The organism is Agromyces sp. NPDC029043 (assembly GCF_055564615.1).
The window spans coordinates 1-20,199 of sequence record NZ_JBVHVX010000032.1 but is presented as its reverse complement, the minus strand read 5'-3'; the positions used below and the strand labels follow the sequence as shown (position 1 = coordinate 20,199).

Annotated in this window: 14 protein-coding genes and 2 pseudogenes; 3 read left to right on the top strand and 13 right to left on the bottom strand. The window is 62.7% G+C overall.

Going from position 1 to position 20,199, the window contains the following annotated elements; all coding sequences use genetic code 11:
• The 10 genes and pseudogenes from ACZ4TW_RS22990 to ACZ4TW_RS22945 form a co-directional block, all read right to left on the bottom strand.
• Positions 1-434, bottom strand: a 434-nt coding sequence (locus ACZ4TW_RS22990; protein WP_465546715.1) for a transposase family protein, incomplete at its 3' end; no start/stop codon positions are given.
• Positions 435-499: 65 nt separating this feature from the next.
• Positions 500-1,348, bottom strand: coding sequence for an IS21-like element helper ATPase IstB (istB, locus tag ACZ4TW_RS22985; RefSeq protein WP_465546713.1), 849 nt, complete (start codon positions 1,346-1,348; stop codon positions 500-502).
• Positions 1,345-2,703, bottom strand: a complete 1,359-nt coding sequence (locus ACZ4TW_RS22980) for an IS21/IS408/IS1162 family transposase (protein WP_465546711.1) — start codon at positions 2,701-2,703, stop codon at positions 1,345-1,347. The genes istB and ACZ4TW_RS22980 overlap by 4 nt, the downstream gene beginning before the upstream one ends.
• A gap of 441 nt (positions 2,704-3,144) precedes the next feature.
• Positions 3,145-4,230: an ATP-binding protein gene (locus ACZ4TW_RS22975; RefSeq protein WP_465546709.1), complete on the bottom strand. Its 1,086-nt coding sequence runs from the start codon at positions 4,228-4,230 to the stop codon at positions 3,145-3,147.
• Positions 4,227-6,314 carry a hypothetical protein gene (locus ACZ4TW_RS22970; protein ID WP_465546707.1) on the bottom strand — a complete coding sequence of 696 codons (2,088 nt, stop codon included), beginning with the start codon at positions 6,312-6,314 and terminating at the stop codon, positions 4,227-4,229. Before ACZ4TW_RS22970 ends, ACZ4TW_RS22975 begins: the two co-directional genes overlap by 4 nt.
• A gap of 40 nt (positions 6,315-6,354) precedes the next feature.
• Positions 6,355-7,089: a TnsA-like heteromeric transposase endonuclease subunit gene (locus ACZ4TW_RS22965; protein WP_465546705.1), complete on the bottom strand. Its 735-nt coding sequence runs from the start codon at positions 7,087-7,089 to the stop codon at positions 6,355-6,357.
• Positions 7,086-8,159, bottom strand: coding sequence for a hypothetical protein (locus ACZ4TW_RS22960; RefSeq protein ID WP_465546703.1), 1,074 nt, complete (start codon positions 8,157-8,159; stop codon positions 7,086-7,088). The genes ACZ4TW_RS22965 and ACZ4TW_RS22960 overlap by 4 nt, the downstream gene beginning before the upstream one ends.
• Positions 8,159-9,802 (bottom strand): hypothetical protein, encoded by a 1,644-nt coding sequence (locus ACZ4TW_RS22955; RefSeq protein WP_465546717.1) that lies wholly within the window; start codon positions 9,800-9,802, stop codon positions 8,159-8,161. The genes ACZ4TW_RS22960 and ACZ4TW_RS22955 overlap by 1 nt, the downstream gene beginning before the upstream one ends.
• 231 nt (positions 9,803-10,033) lie before the next feature.
• Positions 10,034-10,537: pseudogene (locus ACZ4TW_RS22950) on the bottom strand (TniQ family protein); the annotation flags it as partial.
• 984 nt (positions 10,538-11,521) lie between these two features.
• Positions 11,522-12,760: an IS256 family transposase gene (locus ACZ4TW_RS22945; protein ID WP_465546702.1), complete on the bottom strand. Its 1,239-nt coding sequence runs from the start codon at positions 12,758-12,760 to the stop codon at positions 11,522-11,524.
• A 430-nt stretch (positions 12,761-13,190) separates the two neighbouring features.
• Here ACZ4TW_RS22945 and ACZ4TW_RS22940 point away from each other — a divergent pair, with 430 nt between their 5' ends.
• Both ACZ4TW_RS22940 and ACZ4TW_RS22935 read left to right on the top strand, forming a co-directional pair.
• A complete protein-coding gene (locus ACZ4TW_RS22940; RefSeq protein WP_465546700.1) occupies positions 13,191-14,228 on the top strand; it encodes an HNH endonuclease in 1,038 nt (345 codons plus the stop codon).
• 97 nt (positions 14,229-14,325) lie between these two features.
• Positions 14,326-14,664: pseudogene (locus ACZ4TW_RS22935) on the top strand (DUF4238 domain-containing protein); the annotation flags it as partial.
• A gap of 39 nt (positions 14,665-14,703) precedes the next feature.
• Here ACZ4TW_RS22935 and ACZ4TW_RS22930 read toward each other — a convergent pair.
• From ACZ4TW_RS22930 to ACZ4TW_RS22920, 3 genes are all read right to left on the bottom strand, one after another.
• Positions 14,704-15,165: an ATP-binding protein gene (locus ACZ4TW_RS22930; RefSeq protein WP_465546698.1), complete on the bottom strand. Its 462-nt coding sequence runs from the start codon at positions 15,163-15,165 to the stop codon at positions 14,704-14,706.
• Between the two features lie 112 nt (positions 15,166-15,277).
• Positions 15,278-17,377, bottom strand: coding sequence for a DEAD/DEAH box helicase (locus ACZ4TW_RS22925; protein WP_465546696.1), 2,100 nt, complete (start codon positions 17,375-17,377; stop codon positions 15,278-15,280).
• Positions 17,374-17,784: a DEAD/DEAH box helicase family protein gene (locus ACZ4TW_RS22920; RefSeq protein ID WP_465546694.1), complete on the bottom strand. Its 411-nt coding sequence runs from the start codon at positions 17,782-17,784 to the stop codon at positions 17,374-17,376. The genes ACZ4TW_RS22925 and ACZ4TW_RS22920 overlap by 4 nt, the downstream gene beginning before the upstream one ends.
• A gap of 117 nt (positions 17,785-17,901) precedes the next feature.
• Here ACZ4TW_RS22920 and ACZ4TW_RS22915 point away from each other — a divergent pair, with 117 nt between their 5' ends.
• Entirely contained in the window at positions 17,902-20,001 is a 2,100-nt protein-coding gene (locus ACZ4TW_RS22915) for a DUF262 domain-containing protein (protein WP_465546692.1), read from the top strand.
• The last annotated feature ends 198 nt before the right edge of the window (positions 20,002-20,199 follow it).

The window sequence follows — 20,199 nt, the reverse complement described above, 5'->3', positions numbered from 1 at the left end:
ACCCGCACGCCCGCGAGCCGGTCAGGTGCGGCCGCCAGGGACCGCGCCGCCTCGCAGGCCAGGATGTTGACGGTGTTCCAGCTCAACCCCACCGCGGCGGCCGCGGCCGTGACCGACATTTTGTCGCAGATCATCGACCGCAGAATCCAGGTGGTGGTGCGGCAGGTGACCTGCGCTCGCGGGGCCACGATCGCGCTGAGGTCGGCACGGAAGATCGACGTCGAGCAGTCGCTGGTGGCGCACGTGTAGCGCGGCACCGTCAGGTGCAGCCGGGTCGGGTGCCCCACGATCGGCAGATCGGCGACCTCGCGGTCGACATGATCACGCAGCCGGCCCGCCTGCCCGCACGTCGGGCAGGTGTTCTTTGGGTCCAGGAGCTGGCAGAACAGGTGGGTGCGGTCCTCGCCGTCGATGGCGGCATCGGTGATCGTCACACCTGACGAGGCTCAAGAAAGTTCCCCAGGTGTGCTCACTGAAATTCCCCACCTGTGGGCGGGTTCTACTGTAGCGATCTTCGGGTGGGTGCGGTCGCTGTCCGTTGGTTTTGGGTGCGGGCGTGGTGGTCGCGTAGCCGGTAGGAGTCGCCGTCGAGTTTGAGGACGACTGAGCGGTGTAGGAGTCGGTCGAGCATTGCTGCGGCGACGGTGGTGTCGCCGAGGACTTCGCCCCATTCGGCGACGGATCGGTTGGTGGTGATCACGACCGAGGTTTTCAGATAGCGTTGTGCCACAACCTGAAACAGGGCCGAGGCGGCTTCGGCGGGTAATGGCAGATACCCGAGCTCGTCGATCACCAGAAGAGTGGGTCCGGCGAAGAACCGCATGCAGGTGGCCCATCGTCCCTCGATGGCGGCTTTGTGGCAGCGCGCGGCCAGATCGGCGGCGGTGGTCACATAAGTGCGGTAGCCGGCGTGTACCGCGGCATGGGCGAGCCCGACTGCCAGGTGGGTTTTGCCGGTGCCTGGTGGGCCGATGAGCAGGACGTTCGTGGCCGATTCGAGGTAGGCGCAGGTGCCCAGTTCACGGATCAGGGCACGGTCGACTCCGGGGGCGGCGTCGTAGTCGAATCCGTCGAGGGTGGCAGGTGTGGGCAGGCAGGCGAACCGTAGCCGCCCGGCCAGCCGGCGGGCTTCGGTGGCGTCGACCTCGATGCCCAACAAGTGCTCGAGCGTGTGGGTCATCGACCACTCCTGTTCACCGGCGGTCTGAAGGACTTGTGGGAGGGCTTGCGCGGCGGCGTCGAGTTTGAGCACGGCCAGATGCCCACGTAGTTGTTGATACACCGAGATCGCTGATTGTGACTGCGGCTCACTGCTATTCGACTCTGTTGGGGTGTTCTTGGTGGTCATGGGAGGTGGGTCCTGTTCTGTGTGGCGCGTTCGTACACGCTCAGGTCGATCACCGGTGCTTGCGCCGACGAATCAGTGGTGTTTGTGGTAGATCTGTTGTGGCGCAATACTTCTGCCGCATCGCGGGCGGCCTGGCCGGGTGGTATGCGTTCCTTGCGGCGGTGTGGCCGCCGACTCGTCGAGGAGGCGCCTGCCATGGCCAGGGTGTCCAGGGCGACGACATGCCCGTGATCACGCACCTGCGCTCCGGAGCCGGCGGTGGCCAGTTGGTGCCGCGCGATGACGATGCCCGAGGTGGTGGCGATATCGATGTGTCGGTCGCCGAGGCGCTCGTGCACGGTGACTTCGCTCATCGCCAGCTCCGGTGGTACCGAGTACTGGTTGCCTCGCCACGCCACCAACGCCTGACGAGACACGGTCCGCGTCTCGGTGACCGTGGCCGGATACGGCGCGGCCGGCGGGGCGCTGAGGGGTTCGCGTTTGGCTATGGTAATCACACTGGCCCGACCATCCGAGGTAGCGCGCATCCGGACATCCGAGCGGGTCCGGCAGAACGTGTCGCAACTGGTTTGTGCTTGTTCAGGTGTGGTCTCGTCAGGCAGGGTGCGCCACCATCGTTGCGCGGCAGTGTGATTGGACTTCTCCACCACGCCTTTGCGGTTACCGCGCCGAGGCGGACACACATCCACTGATACCCCGTAGTGTTTGGCGACGCCGGCGAACTCGGCGGTCAACTTCCCCGTCGAGGGGTGGCAGACCGTCGCCATCCGGTCGAATCGCCACGACTTGGTGACCCCGCCGAGTCGGCGGGTGATGCGATCGATCCCGGTGATCACCTGCGGGCGAGTCATATCCGGGGCCAGATAGCCTCGCCACTTACCCGAATGCGATAACGAACCGACAAGCAGGAATGCTGTTGAACCCCAACCCCATTCAGTTGGTGGGTTCGGCAGTTCCACCCAATCCCATTGCGTCTCTTCACCCGGAGGGTGCTCGATGATCGCGTTGGCCCGTTCGGTCACCTGGGCGCAGTCCTCGCACTTGGGTCGCAGACCGCGCTGGCGGATCTGGCGTGTGAGTGTCTGATAGGACTGCGTGTAGCCGAGATTCTCGAGTTCGTCGCACAACGTGCGTGACCACAAATGTGGATCCTCTCTCAGCCGTGCGGTCACATAGGCCAGGAACGGCTCGAACGGATCAACCTCGGGCTTCCTCCGTTCGCCGGGCGTGCGGTCACCGTTGAGATAGGCCCGGATCGTTTTGCGGTCATGGCCGGTGTGACGGGCGATCGCCGAGATCGTCCACCCCTGTTTGTGCAGTGCATGTACTTCCACATCGTTCTCCCGTGTCAACATGAAAGCGGGCCTCCCGAGATAGCTGGTGCGTGGTCAGAGACCATCAGCATCACGGGAGGCCCGCCTACTCTGGCGGAGCCACACGGGTGGGGAATTTGGATGAGCATCACTAGGGAATTTCGATGAGCGCCGTCACACCGAGCTCGATGGTGCGGCAAATCGTGTCGGCAATAGCGCTACGCTGCGTCATGGGTCCTGTTGGTGTGAGCGGTGGTTGTGTAGGAGCTTTCATCCTCACACCACAGGACCCGCCCACATCACGCAGGCTCACACCGCAAATCCGACCTACATCTTGGGGTCAGTAGAACCTGTTTCACGCACCGTCAATCCGGAAGAGCCGGTTTGAAGGCCCCGCGAAGGCAAGACCCTCCGACCGGAGCTGAACCTTGCAAGGGTTATCGGCCCTAGGAGCTGCCCGCCGTTGCGACAAGAAGCCGGAGGCTACCGAGCCCGCGCCCGCTTCTTGTTCTTGAATTCGATGGCGCGGTCGTCATGGTGTTCTTGGGATGCGTAGTCGGTGTCGATTGTTACTAGGAGCGCTTCGGTTATTGCTTCTGTGCCGGTGGTGATTGCTTGTGCGGCTGCCGCGAGGTAGAGGGTGTCGAGTGATTTGAGGTTCCCGTCGGTGCGCACCCAGAGGTATTCGGCGAGTTGCTCGAAGGTTCGGGGCTTGTGGTTGGCGAGGATCAGGCGATGTTCGAGGCGTTTGAGGATGGTGATCCATTCGCGTCGCCCGTCGGTGTTGAGGATCGAATATGGTTTCAGGTCAAGGGTTTTCACAGTTCTGCGTCGTTGTTGGGAGTGTTCGGGGCCCCAGAATCCGCCTTCGGTGACGTCGACACCGGCGTAGATGACGGTGACTCGGGCTTGGTTGGACAGGGCTCGTAGAAACTCTCGGGTGGTGTCTTGGGTTCCTGGTGTCCAGGGGAGGTTCTGCACTTCGTCGATGAAGACGACTTCCACTTCGCAGTTGACGATGTGGTTGAGCGATTGTTCGAAGAGTTTTGATTGCGATGGTCGACCACGCCCGGGGACGGCGAAGAACTTCGCGACGCGTTCCATGAAGCCGAGGAAGGTGACTTTGCCGCCGAAGATGCTGACTCTGAGTATGGGGTGTCTGTCGTCGCCGGCGTCGGTGAGATCGCCCTTGATGGAGCGGATTTCACGGTCCTTGGCTTTGAGGAGGTCGTCGATGAGGGAGGTTTTGCCCAGCCCCGAGTCTGCTTCGAGCAGGATGCTCGTGCGGGCGCGTCCGATGGGGTGTTGATTGGCGTCGAGGACGGTGCTGATGTGGTTTTGCAGTGTGACGACTTGGTGCGTGGGAAACACTCCGTAGTGGGCGTGCCAGACGCATCGGTTGTGTTTGTAGATCTGTGTTTCCCGTGTACTCAAGCGTGATATTTCGTCTGTGGTGAGGCGCGGGGGCGGTGTGATCGGTTCGGCGATGGTGAATCGGTGCCAGTCCTCCTTTGTCAGCAGCGACGCCGGTAGTGGGGATGTGATGAGGCGGTGGTTGCGCGCGGTCATACGCGTTCCTCGATGGCGTCGCTGTAGTAGTCGTCCTCGCTGCCTGCGTGTACCGCTGCGGGCAGGAGGACTTGTTCTAGCGGTTCATCGTCATCGAGATCGTCGGTGAGGAGTTCGGTGTCTGTGGCTCGGATCTTGTCGGCCTCCACTTTGTCGAAGGCGTCGAGCAAGGATGCGGCAACAGCACTGGGTGAGCTGGTCGAGGTGCCTGCTGTCGCGTACTGGGTGGCGATTCGTCGTTGTCGACGGTTGTTGGCCAGGCCTGCATCGAAGTCTCTGATGATGGTTCTGATCGCTTGTTTGCGCGCGGAGCGGTCTCGTGACACTGCCAGGGTGCGTGCTTCTTCGGAAATGTCTCTGCTGAACGGCATGGACATGTTCTCGGCGTACTCCCACGGGATTGTGTGCCAAGATCCGTCGTCGGGTCGCTGGAAGTAGATGTATCGCAGATCCGATGGGTTGACACGGAAGCTGTAGCGGCCCGGGTATCGGCCCTTGCGGCTACTGCGGACGTCGCGCAGTTCGGCGAATGCGGGATCGGCGCGGGGCACGTTGTATCGCAGCCCGTTGATGTCGACGCCGTAGTGGTGGATGTAGCGAAACTTGGCTTCCAGGAACAAGTATGCGTCCTCCATGCGTCGTGGGACTCTGAGCAGCCCAGCGGCATGAATACCTGATTCGTAAGCACTGTTCGGGCTCAGTTCCAGCCCGGGCTGTCGCGGGTCCACGATGCCGCTGTGCCCATCCTTGTGGTACTGCCCGCACACGTATCTGCGAATGATCTGGTCTACTTCGTGTGGGTGATAGTAGGCGTCCCTTTCAACATCGCGTCCCTTGTGGTCGACTTTGTTGCCCTTGTACCCCGACAGCTGCTGGATCAGATCGTGCTCGAGGGTTCGATAGAAGCGCTCCATGACCGCTTTGTCGGTCGGTTTGTAGGCCTGCGCCGGTTGGATTCTGATACCAAATGCTCGGCACACCGCGAGGGTGTGGGAGTTGAGGAGCGCCTTTCCGTGGTCGGTGATCAGCGTGGTGGGGATGATCGATGGCATACCCCACATCGTGGAGTCCTCAGTGAAGACAATATTTTTCGGTATTCCGCGGTAGTTGAAGGTCGCGTTCTCTGGAGTGTCGGTGGGTGCTTCTTGTCCGTGGATCATTTCGAACAGGACCGCCGCCATGTCGACGGATTTCGTCGATTCGGCGGTCACGCGTAGCGCGCAGATCTCGCGGCTGAACAGGTCGATTGCTGTGGTGATCTGCAAGGTGATGGATCGGTTCGTGACGGGGTCGCGACCCCAGAGATCCAAGGTGTGGGTATCGAGCATGACGTACTCGCCGGGGTAGCAGGCAATCAGCTTCCCGCCCGGCCCTTTGTCGCGGTCGGCTTTGGAGCGCATCGTTTCGGTGGAGTCATCGAAGACGGATTTCTTGAAGCCCAGTCGTTTGATCCACCGGTACGCACTCGCCCATGATGGCAGTTGGTGGTCAGGGTCGTCGCCGTAGGTGGCGAGGTACTCCTCGTTGACCTCGTCGATGAAGGTGTCGCAGGTGCGGCGAGGCTTTCCGTACATGCCGACAATGCGTTCTTTGGCGAGGGCGATCCATCGCCGGTCAATGCGAGCCGACGGCTGTCCGAGCCATCGGCGATCGACGGGATCATGTCCTTGCCGGTATCGGGTCAGCCATCCGCGCACGGTACGTTCACCGCAGTCAAGTTCAGCGGCAGCGTCAAGAATGAGGTCTTTGAACCTTTTGCCCTGTGTTTCCTGGGCGATGATCCACTGCAGCAACTCGATTCGGTGTTCGAGCTCGCTCCGCTGCCAGGGCAGTAATGCTTCATGTTCGGCGAACGGCTCTGCGGCAAGAAGGTCCTCGTCATCGGCGGCGTCGAGATCCTCGGGCAGACGCAGGCTTTGGAGAAAGTCGACGACATCCATGTCGTCGACTTCGTGGCCACCGAGCACGTCGAGGCGCACTCGACGATTGAATAGGCTCGCTATCCTGGCGCGCTTCTGGTTGTAGGTAATGATCTCGCCGACGCGCAGGGCTACCGACAGTCTGGCGGGTTTCGGTGTCTTCATTCTGCAGCTCTCTGTGATGGATGTTGCAGGGTTGGTGACGCTAGACGGGCTCCGAAAGATGCAGCACTGTACTGGAATCGATCTCTTTGGAGTCGAGGTCCACCCAAAAGTGGTGGGTCCAGACGTTATGCCAGATCGCGGGGATCACCAGAGCCCGCGGATGCTCGGGCAGTGCTTTGATGACTTCTGCTACCGAGTAGCCGTCGCACCGCAGCTCGTGTACGGCGCGCAGTGTTTCGTCATCGATGCGCAGTGGGTGTTTGTAGCCAGACAGAGCCATAATGTTGCGTAGCCGGCAACCGTTTTGGTCCTCGAACACCCATAGCTCGAAGGCCCACCCTCTCGCGAGCACGACATCTCGCTCGCGGTTGAGCTTGTCCCGAGTCTTTCTCTGCGACAGTCCGCGTCGTGACTTGACCTCGACGACAGTGGCTTGTCGATCGCGTCCGACTAGGAAGTAGTCGGGTATTGCCCTACGTCGCTTGCCTTTCGGGTCAACCCAAGTGATTTGGAAGGGCTGCGCCGCGATACCCACCACGTCGGGGTCGAAGTCCGCGATCTCAACGCGAGCACACTCGATGAGACTTTCGTAGATGACATAGTCGCCGGTGGTAACGCTGTACGTCCAGCCTGAGTAGTGCTTCTTGTCGCGATAGAACCGGAACTCTCGGACTGGTGCGGATGCAAGAATGTGATCGATGGTGGCCTGATGGAAATCGAGATCGGTGAATGTGCCGACGGGATCTTTGATACGGCAAGCCACGTCGGGGGTCATAGGCCTGCTCCCAGGTCGGTGAACCCGGAGGCGGGGGCCGGTGCGATAGCGAGATCCTGACCGTCAAGGAGCACCCGAATCCAGGGAAACAGCGCCGCTCGCAGGCGGCGCACTTCGGTGAGCGTCGAGGTGTGGCCGAATAGGGCAAGCACCTCAGGATCTGCGAGGTTATCAATGGCGCACTGGGCGTATCGGGAGCTTCGGAGCAGCGCCGGGGTCATCCGCTCGTGCAGCGCGGCCGACACCTCGGAGCTGCCCACAACATTGCGCAGGATTGTCTCGATACGCACCGCGGTCATCGCTGTCACCCCTGACCCCAGTGCGCCGGTGACGCCCACAGATCTGACCAGATAGCCGCCAGGCAATGCCGACGGCAGCGGTGTCACGCACGCGTGGCGGGCACGCATCCTGACCGGCCTGATGATCGGGTCATAATCCCACTGAGCAGCATCGGTGATCGCGTCATGAATGGCACAGCATCCGCAGGTGACAGGTCGAGCCGCCGCTGTCACGCGCACTACCCGGGTAAATGGTTGGCGTACAAGAATCTCCAAGCCACCGTTCTCCGAGAAGCGGACATCAGAGACCAGCAAGTCGCAGACCTCACCGACGCGCAGTGCCGCAGTGTAGAGCAGGTGCACCACGGCTTCGTCTCGAACGGCACGCAACCCGCAGTACTGCGGGGGTTGAGTCGATGACCGATGGGTGGCCACCAGAAGGGACCGTATATGGCTGCGGCCCAGATATTTTGACGGCGAAGAGTCCCGAGTGCGGCGAGCTTCAGGCTGTCGATACCACCAGTCGTCGAGTAGCTCCTCGACGACATCGCCGCCAAGAGCACGCCCGGTTTCTAGCTCCTCCCGGGTGCTAATAGCGGTGAGCTGCTGACGAATCTGGGCCAGCTCGAAAACGTGGTCAAGGCCCACATCCACGTCGGCTAGCCAGCCCACGAACCGGTCGAGAGAGTGCCGCGTCGTCGGCGTCGTCGGCACCCCGACCGCCGCACACCATTGAGAGTAGACACGCCAGGCGTGCTCGTCAGCAAGCTGACGACGGGTGGGACTGGTCATCACGCCCCCTTCGCCGACCCGGCAGCATAGTCGGTGTCGATAGTGTTGTCCTGCAATACTTCTGGTAGAGGGTCGAGGATCGCTTCCCACTGGGCGGGCGCTTGCCCCCAGGATGCCTCCAGACTCGCGAGGAGTCGCTGCGCCCGGGGTGTCAGGTGGTGCCCGGTTGGTGATGGCCGGATCCATTCGTGTCGAGCCAGGATGTCGATCAGTGCGGCATGCTGCGGCCATGACAGTTCCAACGCGTTGGACGTGTCGGCGCAGGTGAGTATGCGGTGGAGCGCGACAAGATCAATGTCGGATTGGATGAGGTCGGTTACCGGATCACCGGAGTAGTCGACGAAGCGCGATGACTGTCGAAGCGTCGTCTGCCGCGATGGTGACGTCCACCCGTAGAGGTGTCGCTGGGGAGTGTCACTTGGAGATTCCCAGATGCCGCGGTCGGGATCCCAGACCGGCTCCCACCACACCGGTTCGTCGATGCGGTGTTTCAAGAGGTGTCTCTCAGCTTCGAGCTCGAAGAAGCCCGCCAGGTCGTGCGCTTCGTGCTGACAGAACGCGGCGTACGCGCTGCGGTCAGCCGGGTCCCGTGTCGTCAGCGCGGGAGTTCGTGTGCGGATGTCGCCGCCGGTGAGCTTTTCCCACAGCAGCAGACCTGCGAACCGCCGGCGGCGCTCGGTGACGGCGACTCCGGCCACGCTGCAGGCGCGGCGAAACCGTCGGGGGCCGACAGCATCGAGGTCCCGAAATGTGTGGCGCCGCCGTGCGTAGTTGATGGGTGGCGGCGATTGCAGGAGTGTGGTCAGCACATCATCGAGGACCGCCAGGAACTGAGGCAGGGTTCCCCGCTTTTGCTGGGCAGCGAGCTGCGCGCGGGTCCCTCCGAGCATCGATTCGGGCACGCAGAGGCGGGCCGCGACGGTGGGCCACGGCAGGTAGGTGCCGGTGCGGACCAGCGTCATCGCTGAGGCGGCACCAAATGTCGGCGTGTTCTGCTGTGTGGTGCGGGGTAGCTGCTGGGCCACTGAAGGCCAAATCATCTGGGGCACAAGGTGTGCCGGAATCGACGGGGGGGACTCCGGAGTGACGTGATGGCCGAGAGCGGTGACCAGCGGATGTGACACGGGAACCCCAGGACGTCGAGGAATCGGGCTGGCGGCCCGCACCGAGATCTGCTCACCCACCGATAGCGACTCTGCACGCGCGCGCACGTGCACCGCATCCAGCATCGCCGACGGCGCACGGGTCTGGGCACGAAGCCGATCCAGGCTTGCCGCCAGCTCCATCGGCTCGCCACGATCGTCGGTCGCACGATCGGCGATCCGCTCCAATGTCTGTGCGGCTACATCGATCGAGGGAGCGCGCAGCACGTCGAGCGCCACCGCGACATGGATGCCGAAACTCGTCGCGTCGCCTGCCAGGTCAGACAGCCCAGCGAGTCCAGTCGGCCGTGATGCGGCGGCCTCAGGCAGTGGCGGTAGCCGCCGCGGGTGCGCTACCCCGTGATGGACTACCCACTCGTCGGGTCTGATGCCGCCAGACCCGGCGATCTGCCGGATCAGTGCCGACACGGTTTCCAGCGCGGCCACCGCCGGCATCTGCACACCCGCAAGGTCGACGGGTTCGCCGTGCTCCCAGCCCACGATTGTGTCATTCACCCAAACCTGGGCCGCCAGCAGCGGATGCTCCGCATCTAGGTGCTCCACAGGCGATGTACGAAGGTCAGCGAGACACCGGCTGGCCCGCCCATGTCGGGTGCCAACTCCGGCTTGGCGGTGCCAACACGCGTAGGGCGGCGCATCGAGATGAAATCGGCGCTCCCCGATCCGCTGCCCCCGACCACACTCGTGACACGCGTCAACCAAGACGCACCGATGCCGCACACACACAAAAGACCAGGTCAAATGGTGCGCGAGTTGCCAGGCACCGTCATCGTCGGTGAGACACTCCGGACACATTCGCGACCCGGTCTGCCGCGCGAAGATCCTCCACCGACTCTCCGAAATCCCCGAGCCCGCCCGCTCATCGCGACACAGACCCAAGCCGACGTAGCGATCCAGCGTCGCGTCGTCAAGTGCGGACACAGCCAGACCCGACGCGGTCGCGATCGCCGCCACTGCACCGTCGTCGAGTCCGGCCACCAACCCCTGAACCCGCGCGGGTACAGCGATCCCCAGTTCGTGAAGCAACTCCGCTACCGGCACATCGAACCGTGCACCGGTCCGCTCCAGGTACGACACCAGCGACTCGCCATCCATCAACCGGACCCGTAGCGGCCACCGCCGGACAAGCGGCCGACGCGGAGACTTCTCGCCATCGGACGAAGGGGGCGGAGATAAAGGGAGCCGGTGCGCGCGAGCGCCTACCGCAGCGGCCACGTCGCCGAACACAGCATCGCGGAGAGCATGCGGTGACGTGGCGGTTGTCGCACCACAAAACTAGAATCGCCCATGTGAAGGCTCCTCAGATCTTGGACGGTCATCGGGGCCCTCACACGCAAGGGCGTCGTGGCTGCAACCACGGCGCCCTTCCTATCGGTAACGCGAGAAGGCTCGTAGAAGACGATACTTCCGCGATACCCCGCTGTCCACTGCAAGCCGCGATTTCCATGCGCGGGGGAATCGTAAGAACGCACACAGAGGGCGTCTACGACCATCTCCGCTGCACTACAATTGGAGCTATCGAAGCACACAACCGAGGAGATACCGTGACCTCTGCGTCCGATTCCCACGTGCCACGAACCCGGCGTCCACGGAAACTCGCACCACTGCCCGAAACTGCCTACTGCCTCAACCCCGGCTGCACCAACCAGTGCGACTACGTCCGCTCCCGTGGCAACCTGCCCTACTTTTGCGGACCAGCATGTAGCCAAGAGTTCTACCGAACGCGCGAACTCCTGATGAGGCGCGTCAAGCTCTTAACCACCCATCTGAATGAAAGAGTGGCCGAACCCCGAAGCGCTGAGGCCATCCGAACCCGCAGCGAAATATCGCATGCCAAATGGCTACTCGCCCGCTACGGCGGGCCCGAGCAGGCGCGGACAGCGGTCTAAACCACCCCGCGCCAACATGTTTCAGTGTCCGACCGGGCCGCACGTCGTCTAATCGCCGGTCTGCCGATTCGGCCGCGGAACTACTCCGGCTTCTCGTTGCACTAGTGGTGTCCAAGTCAATGCAGATGCTCTCGCAAGACAGGGTCGCGACAAGGGAGCCCTGTTTCCGATCCCACTCTCGGATGCAGACGTGGCATGCGGTCGATCTACGGTCCGGATGCGGGAGCACACCCGAGGGCAGTGCCCCGTGGGGTGGTGGACTTCGGATCGACGTGAACCACGCGTTGTGATCAACGAGTCGTGGTGAATGTTAGGCGATTTGGCGTGGTGCGTCGACCTGTTCGGCGGCCTTGTGTTTGGCGGCGATGACCTTGCACAGTTCGGCCATGCTGATGTCAGAGAGGTAGCGGCGGGTGACTTGCCATTCGTCGTGGGCTTCGATCACCACGGCGGTGGCCAACCGTAGGAACGCGGCCGGGTTGGGAAAGATCTCCACGACATCAGCGCGGCGCTTGATCTCCTTGTTCAACCGCTCGATCGGATTGTTCGACCAGATCTTCTGCCAATGCGCCTTCGGGAACGCGGTGAACGCAAGCACGTCGGGTTTGGCCTCAGCCATCATCGCCGCCACTTTCGGGAACGAGGATTCGAGGGTGTCGGCGACCTGATCCCACTGCGCGGCAACCTCGGCCGGCTCGGTGTGGGCAAAAATGGTTTTGACCGCAGCGGTCACCACCGGCGCCTGCTTGGTCGAGACCGCACCATGCAAGTTCCGCATGAAATGCACCCGGCAGCGTTGCCACGCTGATCCGGTGAACTGCTGGGCCACAGCCGCTTTCAAGCCGGCATGGGCATCGGAGATCACCAGATGCACCCCCGCGAGGCCGCGTGCTTTGAGTGAGGCGAGGAACTCCCGCCAGAACTCGAACGACTCGCTATCGCCGACCGCGGTACCTAGCACCTCGCGAGTTCCGTCCATCGACACCCCAGTGGCCACGACAAGGGCCTGGGAGACGACGTGGGCGCCGACTCGCACCTTGCAGAAGGTGGCATCAGCGAACACGTACGGGAACTCGGTGTGGGTCAACGGCCGCTCCCGGAACGCCGCGATCTCCTTGTCCAGGCCCACGCAGATACGTGACACCTCGGATTTGGAGATCCCGGTCGAGACGCCGAGGGCGCCCACGAGGTCATCGACACTGCGGGTCGATACACCGTGCACGTAGGCCTCCATGATCACCGCGTGCAGGGCTTTGTCGATGCGACGGCGCCGTTCCAACAGCGAGGGGAAGAATGACCCGGCCCGCAACTTAGGGATCTTGACTTCCACATCACCCGAGGTCGTCGACACGGTCTTGGATCGGTGGCCGTTGCGGTGGGTGGCGCGTTCCGCGGAACGCTCATAGCGGCCGGCGCCGATCTTCTCGCTGGCCTCAGCCTCGATCAGGGCTTGCAGCCCCGCTCGGATCAACTCGGCGAACACCGCCCCGGAATCAGCGGCGGTCAGTGCATCAAGCTGCGCGAGCAAGGCAGAATGGTCCTGGGTCATCGTGTGGTGTGTCCTTCTGTGAGTCACTGTGAGAGGTAACTCATTGACCACTACGCGATGGCCCACCTCAACAGGGCCACCGACACGCTCAGCGGCGGCTCACCTCAGCCCCGAAACCCCACCACCACAGGGGACTTACCCCACCCGAGCGTGGCGAATCGGGGGAGTTCAACTGGAATTGTGTCAATCGAATCGAGAACAGACCATGTTCGGACGGATCGTCGGACACCTCCACACGCCCAGTTGGGGTGTACCCCAGTGAGACTGGGATATGTGGCTCAAGTCGTGTTGTCATCATCGTCAGGTAGGTGGCGACTCTCAGGCAGACGAAGGGTAGTGACACGTGGCTGGACGCAGACGACGCGTGGCCGGGCTCGGACGAGGTCCTGCTCGATACAGCAGGGATGCGGGTATTAATCGGTTGATCAAGTTGGCGCTCTACAAGGTGTGGGGCCGCAGGTGCTACTTCAACGGAGAACCGATCGAGCTGCGTTTTGCGCAGATCGACCACCTGCACCCCAAGGCGAGAGCGAGTGATCCGGCGTACAGCGAGATCGACTTCGACGGGTTGTCGAATCTGGCTCTCATCTGCGGGCCGTGCAACCTCATGAAACGCGACCGTGTGGGAATGGGATCTGTGGACGCCGCCGTCCAGAAGGCGCGGGAAGTAGCGCCAGAGGTCCAGAAGGTGTTCGACAGTTTCCTCGACGCCGAGGAAGCAGTCACCGGCCTCGCTCGGGCGCTGGCGTTTCTCGCGGACTCGAATCTCGATGACCCAGAAGTGCAGAGTGTCCTCGACGACATCGCCCCGTACGCGATCGAAGGCCTGCTCGACCACCGCCCGGCCAAGTTCTTCGAAGCGGTCAGGCATCGTCCGGTCCTCCTTGATCAGGAGTACGTCGACAACCAGACCGAGCTCTACGAGGACGACGACTGCCTTGGTGTCAACCCGCCCGTGCGACTAGGTGCGGCGCTCAAGTTCACGGTCGACAACCGAGGCCGAGCCGCGCAGACAGCCGCGATGCAAACGCTCGGCTGCGATTCACGCGGGCTCGCGGACGTCCTCATGCAAGAACTCTCGGCCGAACTCAAGGCCTACCTATGGAACAATCCCGTCGATGTCGCGCCTCGTGAGTATGTTGACCTCACAGGCGAGGTCTTCAATTTCCCCAGGTACCGAGAGCTACCGCAGGCGGTGGTCCCGGACCTCGCCGACGGGACGTGGAACGTGAACTTCGGCCGCATGAGCGATGACGGCGGAGTGTTCAAGGTGTTGGCGTTCTTTGAGTTCGAGTGCGATGCAGAGGTGGTCAAGATCGACGACAGCGATGACGAGACTGGCGAGAGCCCTGAGATGATCCTCATCGCAGTCAGCGGCACGGCGGTCATGTCGACGACTCTCAGTGATAGCGACTGCGATTGGAACGTCGACCTGACTGAATTGAATCAGGAGGACATGTCGCTGTGACGAACGTCCGGATCAGGCGCCAGCCTTCTGGCGCCGAGGCCTCCAGAACTCTCGCCACGCCGAGCCACCATATGAGACGGGTAGAGAGCGTCTCGCGATGGCCAAGCTCATAACGCACCAGCATGTGGTACCCCGTGCCTATCTACGCGGGTGGGCTGACTCCGAGGATCACATCTCGGTACTGGACCGCCGGAGCAACGAGCCTTTGCGGCTTTCGGTTTCGAATAGCGCTGTGCGGAAGCGTTTCTACAACTGCGAAGGGGTTGATGACGTGGAAACCGATGCCGTTGAAAGGTGGCTCGGCACGGACATCGAGTCACCCGCTGGCCGACCCCTCAAAGAGCTACGTGAGGGTGCCGACCTCGATAATGTCGACATTCGACCGGTGGTGAGATTCACTGTCGCGCAGTTGATCCGGACTCCCACGGTTTTCGCAGCGATGGACAGTATCGACAGCACAGTCGGTCCGCTCCTGCTATTCATCGAGATGGCCCGCGAGGACGGCGTTGACTTGGCGTACCTTTCCGAAACGGATCGCGCTCAGCGCTTCGTTGCTGCGAAACAAAGCTGGTCGGCGAGCGCGACCACCTGCACAAGATCCTTGAGCGCGAATTGTGGGTGTTCGATCGCAAACGCTTGCCGTCGGTGCTGTCGCCGACGGTGTCCCAGGTGACCTTCGTGCCCAGCGCGAAGGCTCGAAGTCGACCCTGGCCGAACTTCCCATGCAGCGGGCGCTTCTCGTCCCGGCTGCGCGCAGCGCCGTCCGCTTCCAGGAGTTGCCGACGAATCTGAACGCTGCCGAAATCTCTTTGGGCGCCATCCCGTGCCCGTCGTCGTTGACTTCGACACCGACGACTACATCTGTCTGACTCCGATGCAGGACTACGTCGACGCGGTGCGCGTCGGCATCGAGGCTGTTCCAGACCAGTTCGATCACGGCCTTGATGGGGTCGTTCTCATGAGCGAGCTTCTGGACGTGGTCGTCACCAGCTTCGAGTGCGTCTTCACCCGGACATTCTGTCAGTCACCACGGACATACGGTGCGCGTCTCACGGATACGACATGCCTTCGGCGTCGAAGATGGCCGTGATCAGGTTCTGGTTCGTGGCCGCGGCGATGCGCTTGTCGATACCTGGGACCGTGAGGTCGAGGGCGCGCAGCGAGCCGCCGACCTTCGCGATGGCGAGGCACCGGCGGACGCGGTCGGTGTGGTCCTGGGCGTAGCGCGAGAGCGCCGACCATTTCGCCGAGGTGTCGGCGAGGTCGAAGCGGTGCGGGTCGACGATGTCCATGACGTGCTCGCCGTCGCCGTCGTCGTGCCAGAACAGAAAATCTGGGTGCATGAGCTGGTGCTTGTCGCCGAACTCGTACGGGACCGCCAGCGCGTGCCGGCCAGAGGACGGGTTGCGGTACCAGCCGACCAGTGTTTCGGACGCGAGCTCGGCGTCGAGGACCTCCTGCTCCCACGAGGAGCGAGAGGTGTCGACCGGGAACCCGCCGGCGTGGGGCTTGCCGTCGGGGATGACGTAGATGTGCGACGGGTAGGTCTCGATCGCCTCGACGGTCTTGCCGCGCACCTTCTCGGTCGCTGCGGGGTAGGCGTCGCGGACCTCGACGGTCGTCGGCAGCATCGGGGTGCCGCCGAGGTGCCAGAGCGGCTCGATCTGTTCGCGGACGTGCCGGGGTTTGGCTGACACCTTGGCGGCGTGCTCCTTGCGCCAGTCGTCGATGAGGGCGGCGGCCTGGTCCTCGATGACCGTCTTGAAGCCGAGGTCGGCCATCGCGACGAGGCGCGCCGAGGCGTCGATGTCGTCCTCGCCGCGGTCGCACAGGCCGTTGTAGTACCAGTTGGCCGAGCCGTCCGGGAGCAGCCGCTTGGCCTTGCCGAAGTAGCTCTCCAGGTCGCGTTCGTTGGTGGCGGTGTCCGACTTGCCGACTCTCTGCATGATCGCCTCGCCGTAGGCGAGCATCGTGGTGCTGATCGTCAGCGACATGACGTCGTCGACCTTCGCGTCGATCTCGTTGCTGCGCTTGCCATCCGCGGCCCGCATCTGGTCGACGATCCACTGCTTGGCCTTGGCGGAGCCCTGCTTGACCAGGCCGTGCTCGGTCAGGGCCGCAGCCAGGCGCATCAACTGAGCAGTGCGTGAACTGAACGACGTCCGCTGCCGGGTGTAGGACGGCAAGGTGTCGAGCAGGTCGAACAGCTCAGCGGGTACATCAGCCGATTTCTCGCACACAACTGGCGCGATGACGACGTCAACCTCGACGGTCTCGTCCTCGGTGAGCGCGTTGACGACGCGGGCGACGTGCTCGGTGCGGAACCCCGGCAGGCACGCGGCGACCTCGTTGAGCCGGTCGTCGCCCCCGTCGAGCCGCTTGGCCAGCGGGGTCCGGACCAGCCGCCCGATCAGCTGGGCGATCTCGGTGTAGCTGTCCTTGTTCTGGAACGAGATCATGACCTCGGCCCGCGGACAGTCCCAGCCCGTGGTGAGCGCTGACTTGAACAGCACCACGCGCGCCTGGTCGTCGCCGGAGATGGCCTCGGGCGGAAGGTAACGGACAGTCTTGTCCCCCACCTTGTACGGGCCGTGGTCGCCGAAGGCGTGGGCCACGGCGTAGTCGGACAGCACCGGCCACGCCGATTCGACCACTGCGAGGATCTCGGCCAGGCGTGCCTCCTCCTTCGCTGGGGACAGGCCCTGCTCGACCTGGACGACCAGCAGCGGCTCGACGAGGCGGTCACCGGTGGCCTCGTGGTGGATGCGCCAGGCCTCGTCGGAGGACTTCAGATCCTCGACGGCCAGGGCGAGCATGGTGTTGTCCGCCGACTGCGACTCGCCGAGACTGCGCAGCAGGATGCGGTCCTTGAGCAGCCCGGACTCGCGGACATCGCCCGCCTTGACCTCGACCAGGCGAGGCGTGCGGTTGGCGGCGTTCATAGCGGCCAGGAACCGATCCGGCGTCGCCGAGATGCCCAGCACCACCGGTGCCGGCGGCTGAGCGGTTCCGATATTGGTGGTGCCCCCGTCGACGATCGTGCCAGCGATCGACTTGCGATCGGTGTTCTTGGTGCCCGAGCCCCGGTGCGCCTCGTCCCAGATGACCAGGAAGTCCTCGCCGCGCTCACGGACGGTGTTGGCGATCATGTCCCACGCGCCGTGGGTGCGCTTGTCGTTCTTCGTGCCGTCGGGCGGACGGCATGCAGCGTCGAGTTCTTCTGCATCGCCTGGATGTGGACGAAGTAGATGTACCCGGGTTCAAGCGTGCGGTGGTCGGTGTCCCCGAGGAACCGGATGCGGTTGATGTCGATGGCGCCGCCCGAAGCCTGGGTGATCTTGGCGATCGTCTGGGCGTTGAGCGAGCGATCGTCAGTGATCCACAGGACCGTCGTGTCGGGCCTCGGCGCCCGGGACGAGGTCCCTTTGTAGATCCCTTCGAGCACCGCGGTAGCGATCACGGTCTTGGCGGCGCCGGTGGGAGCCGTGAGGCCCACAGCGGTCCGTTCGCGATCGTCGATGAAACCGGCCCGGGCTTTGGCGAGGCCGGTGAGCACGGACTCGACCGCGGTGAGCCATCAATCGTCTCGCTTAAGGTCGTTCGACGAGCAGTGGCGAAGTGGACTCAACGAAGTGGTAGTAGTGAGAGGTCACGAGTGTAGAGGGAGTAGGTCATGGAGGCGCATCCGCGAAGGTTGAAATCAGTGTTTCGCAGCGACCTACGTCTAGTCGTGCCGCTGTTTCAGCGGCCCTACGTGTGGGACGAGGAGGAACAATGGGCTCCACTGTGGGAGGACATCCTGGCCGCGTTCGACCGTCGTGATGATGCCGACACTCCGCCTCACTTCCTAGGCGCCATCGTGCTGGAACAGAAACGTGGTGCGTTGGGCAGCCTCGAAGTCCGCGAGGTCATCGATGGGCAGCAGCGACTCACGACGCTTCAGCTGTTTATCGCTGCATTGCGTGACACCTACATTGCGCAAGGGATTAGGACGCGGCTATTCAACCACTTGCGGAAAACTCTGGAGAATGATTCCGACCTGATCGACCGGCCGGAGGAGGAGTTCAAGCTCTATCCAACGAACCATGACCGCACGCCGTACATAGATGTCATGCGCGGTGAGTATAGAGACAGCACTTCGGACCCGGGCTTTTCTCAGATTCCACGGGCCTACTTGTACTTCCGGGGGCGTCTGGAGGATCTGGTCGCCGCATGTGGGTCCGGAGAGGAAGTGGAGGATGCTCTTGACGGTCTGTCTGAGGTTGTGCTGGAACATCTTGAATTGGTGGTGATCGACCTGGACGCGGAGGACAACGCACAGGTCATATTCGAGACCCTCAATGCCCGCGGTACCGCTCTGCGGGCCTCTGACCTGATCAAGAATGCCCTCTTCCGCACTCTTCAAGACAATGTGGACGACGTTGAGGCTCTTTACCAGAGGTATTGGGAACCACTCGAGGCTGAGCAGTGGCAGAAGGAAGTGCGCGTGGGGAGGCTTACGCGTCCGCGGCTTGATGTCTTCGTCGGCTACTTTCTAACTGTCCTCCTCCAGCGCGAAGTGCAAGTTCACCAACTGTTCCCACAGGCTCGCGGATACTTCGATGGCGATAGAGAGGCGGCCGCGGAGTTCCTTCGCGAACTGTCGCGGTACGCGAGCGTGTATGCAGGAATCGATGATCGTACGATCGCCTCGGATTCAGAGAAGAGTGTCCTCGACCGGCTGGAGATCGTTGATACCCAGACGATAATGCCGGTCCTGCTGTGGTTATTCGCAAACTCTGATGGATCGCAACGAGAGCGGGCGCTGGCGCTGCTGGAGGCATACCTCGTGCGCCGAGCCATATGCCGGATCACGCCAAAGAATTACAACCGCCTGTTCCTGGAGCTTACCCGGCGGCTGGAATCGGCATCGGAGAGCGCTGACACCGTCGTTGAGCGGTTCCTCGTCGGCCAGCGTTCCGATTCCGGTGTGTGGCCAACGGACGCTCAGATTGTTGCCGACATGTCCCAGCTGCAACTGTATCGGCTGTTGAAGCGTGATCGATTGCAGAGGCTGCTCCTAGCGCTTGAAAATGATCTGACCACAGACAGGACCGAAGCTGTGCCGCCGAGTAAAAAGCTCTCGGTCGAACACCTCATGCCCCAAGCGTGGCATGAGCACTGGCGACTCGGCGCGGCCGACGTTGTCGAGGACGAACGTCGAGACGAACTGGTCCACACGATTGGAAACCTCACGTTGATCACTGGAAAGCTCAATTCGAGCATCTCCAACGGCGCCTGGGACACCAAGCGCGAGAGCCTCCTCAAGCACTCGGCGTTGACGATGAACCGGTTGCTGCCGCCCATCTGGAACGCCGACGCTATCGAGCAACGCTCCCAAATGCTGGCGAGTGTGGCTATTCGGCTTTGGCCCCGCCCTGATGAAGCGCAAGTGTACGAAGTGATCCTGGAAAGCGATCGGGACCTTCGACCTGACCGTGAGCGATCTGTTGCGACTACGCAGACGCGGCACACTCGCCGAGCAGGTTCACGCCGACGTGACATTGGACAGCACATCGTGAGTACCTTCCAGGATCTCGCAGCCGGCGAGTTCCTGACGATCGGCGAGATCGGGCGGACGCCATCGGAGGAATACCCCGCGAACGACCTGCCATCGCCAGGTGCAATCAGCGCACGTCTGTTCCCCAAGGATGGAAAGCCGTCGACGGTCCCTGGCGTAGAAAGTGCCATCGTTAGCGGGCGGCGAGGGGCGCGTAAACTGCCAAACGCGTGACCGCGCTGTCCGAGTTCGGCGGAGCAACCTTCGACAACTAGGCACGACTTCAGGTTCGGAACCCGCCAGAGATAGAGTTTGCAGCCAATTGGCAGCAGATGCCGGCTCTTCGAGGTTAGCCGGGCACTGCTCAGCAGTGGAATTGCTGGATGTTGGCCCGCTGGGCGCGGGTGCAGTGGAATCGTATCCGGCGGCGTG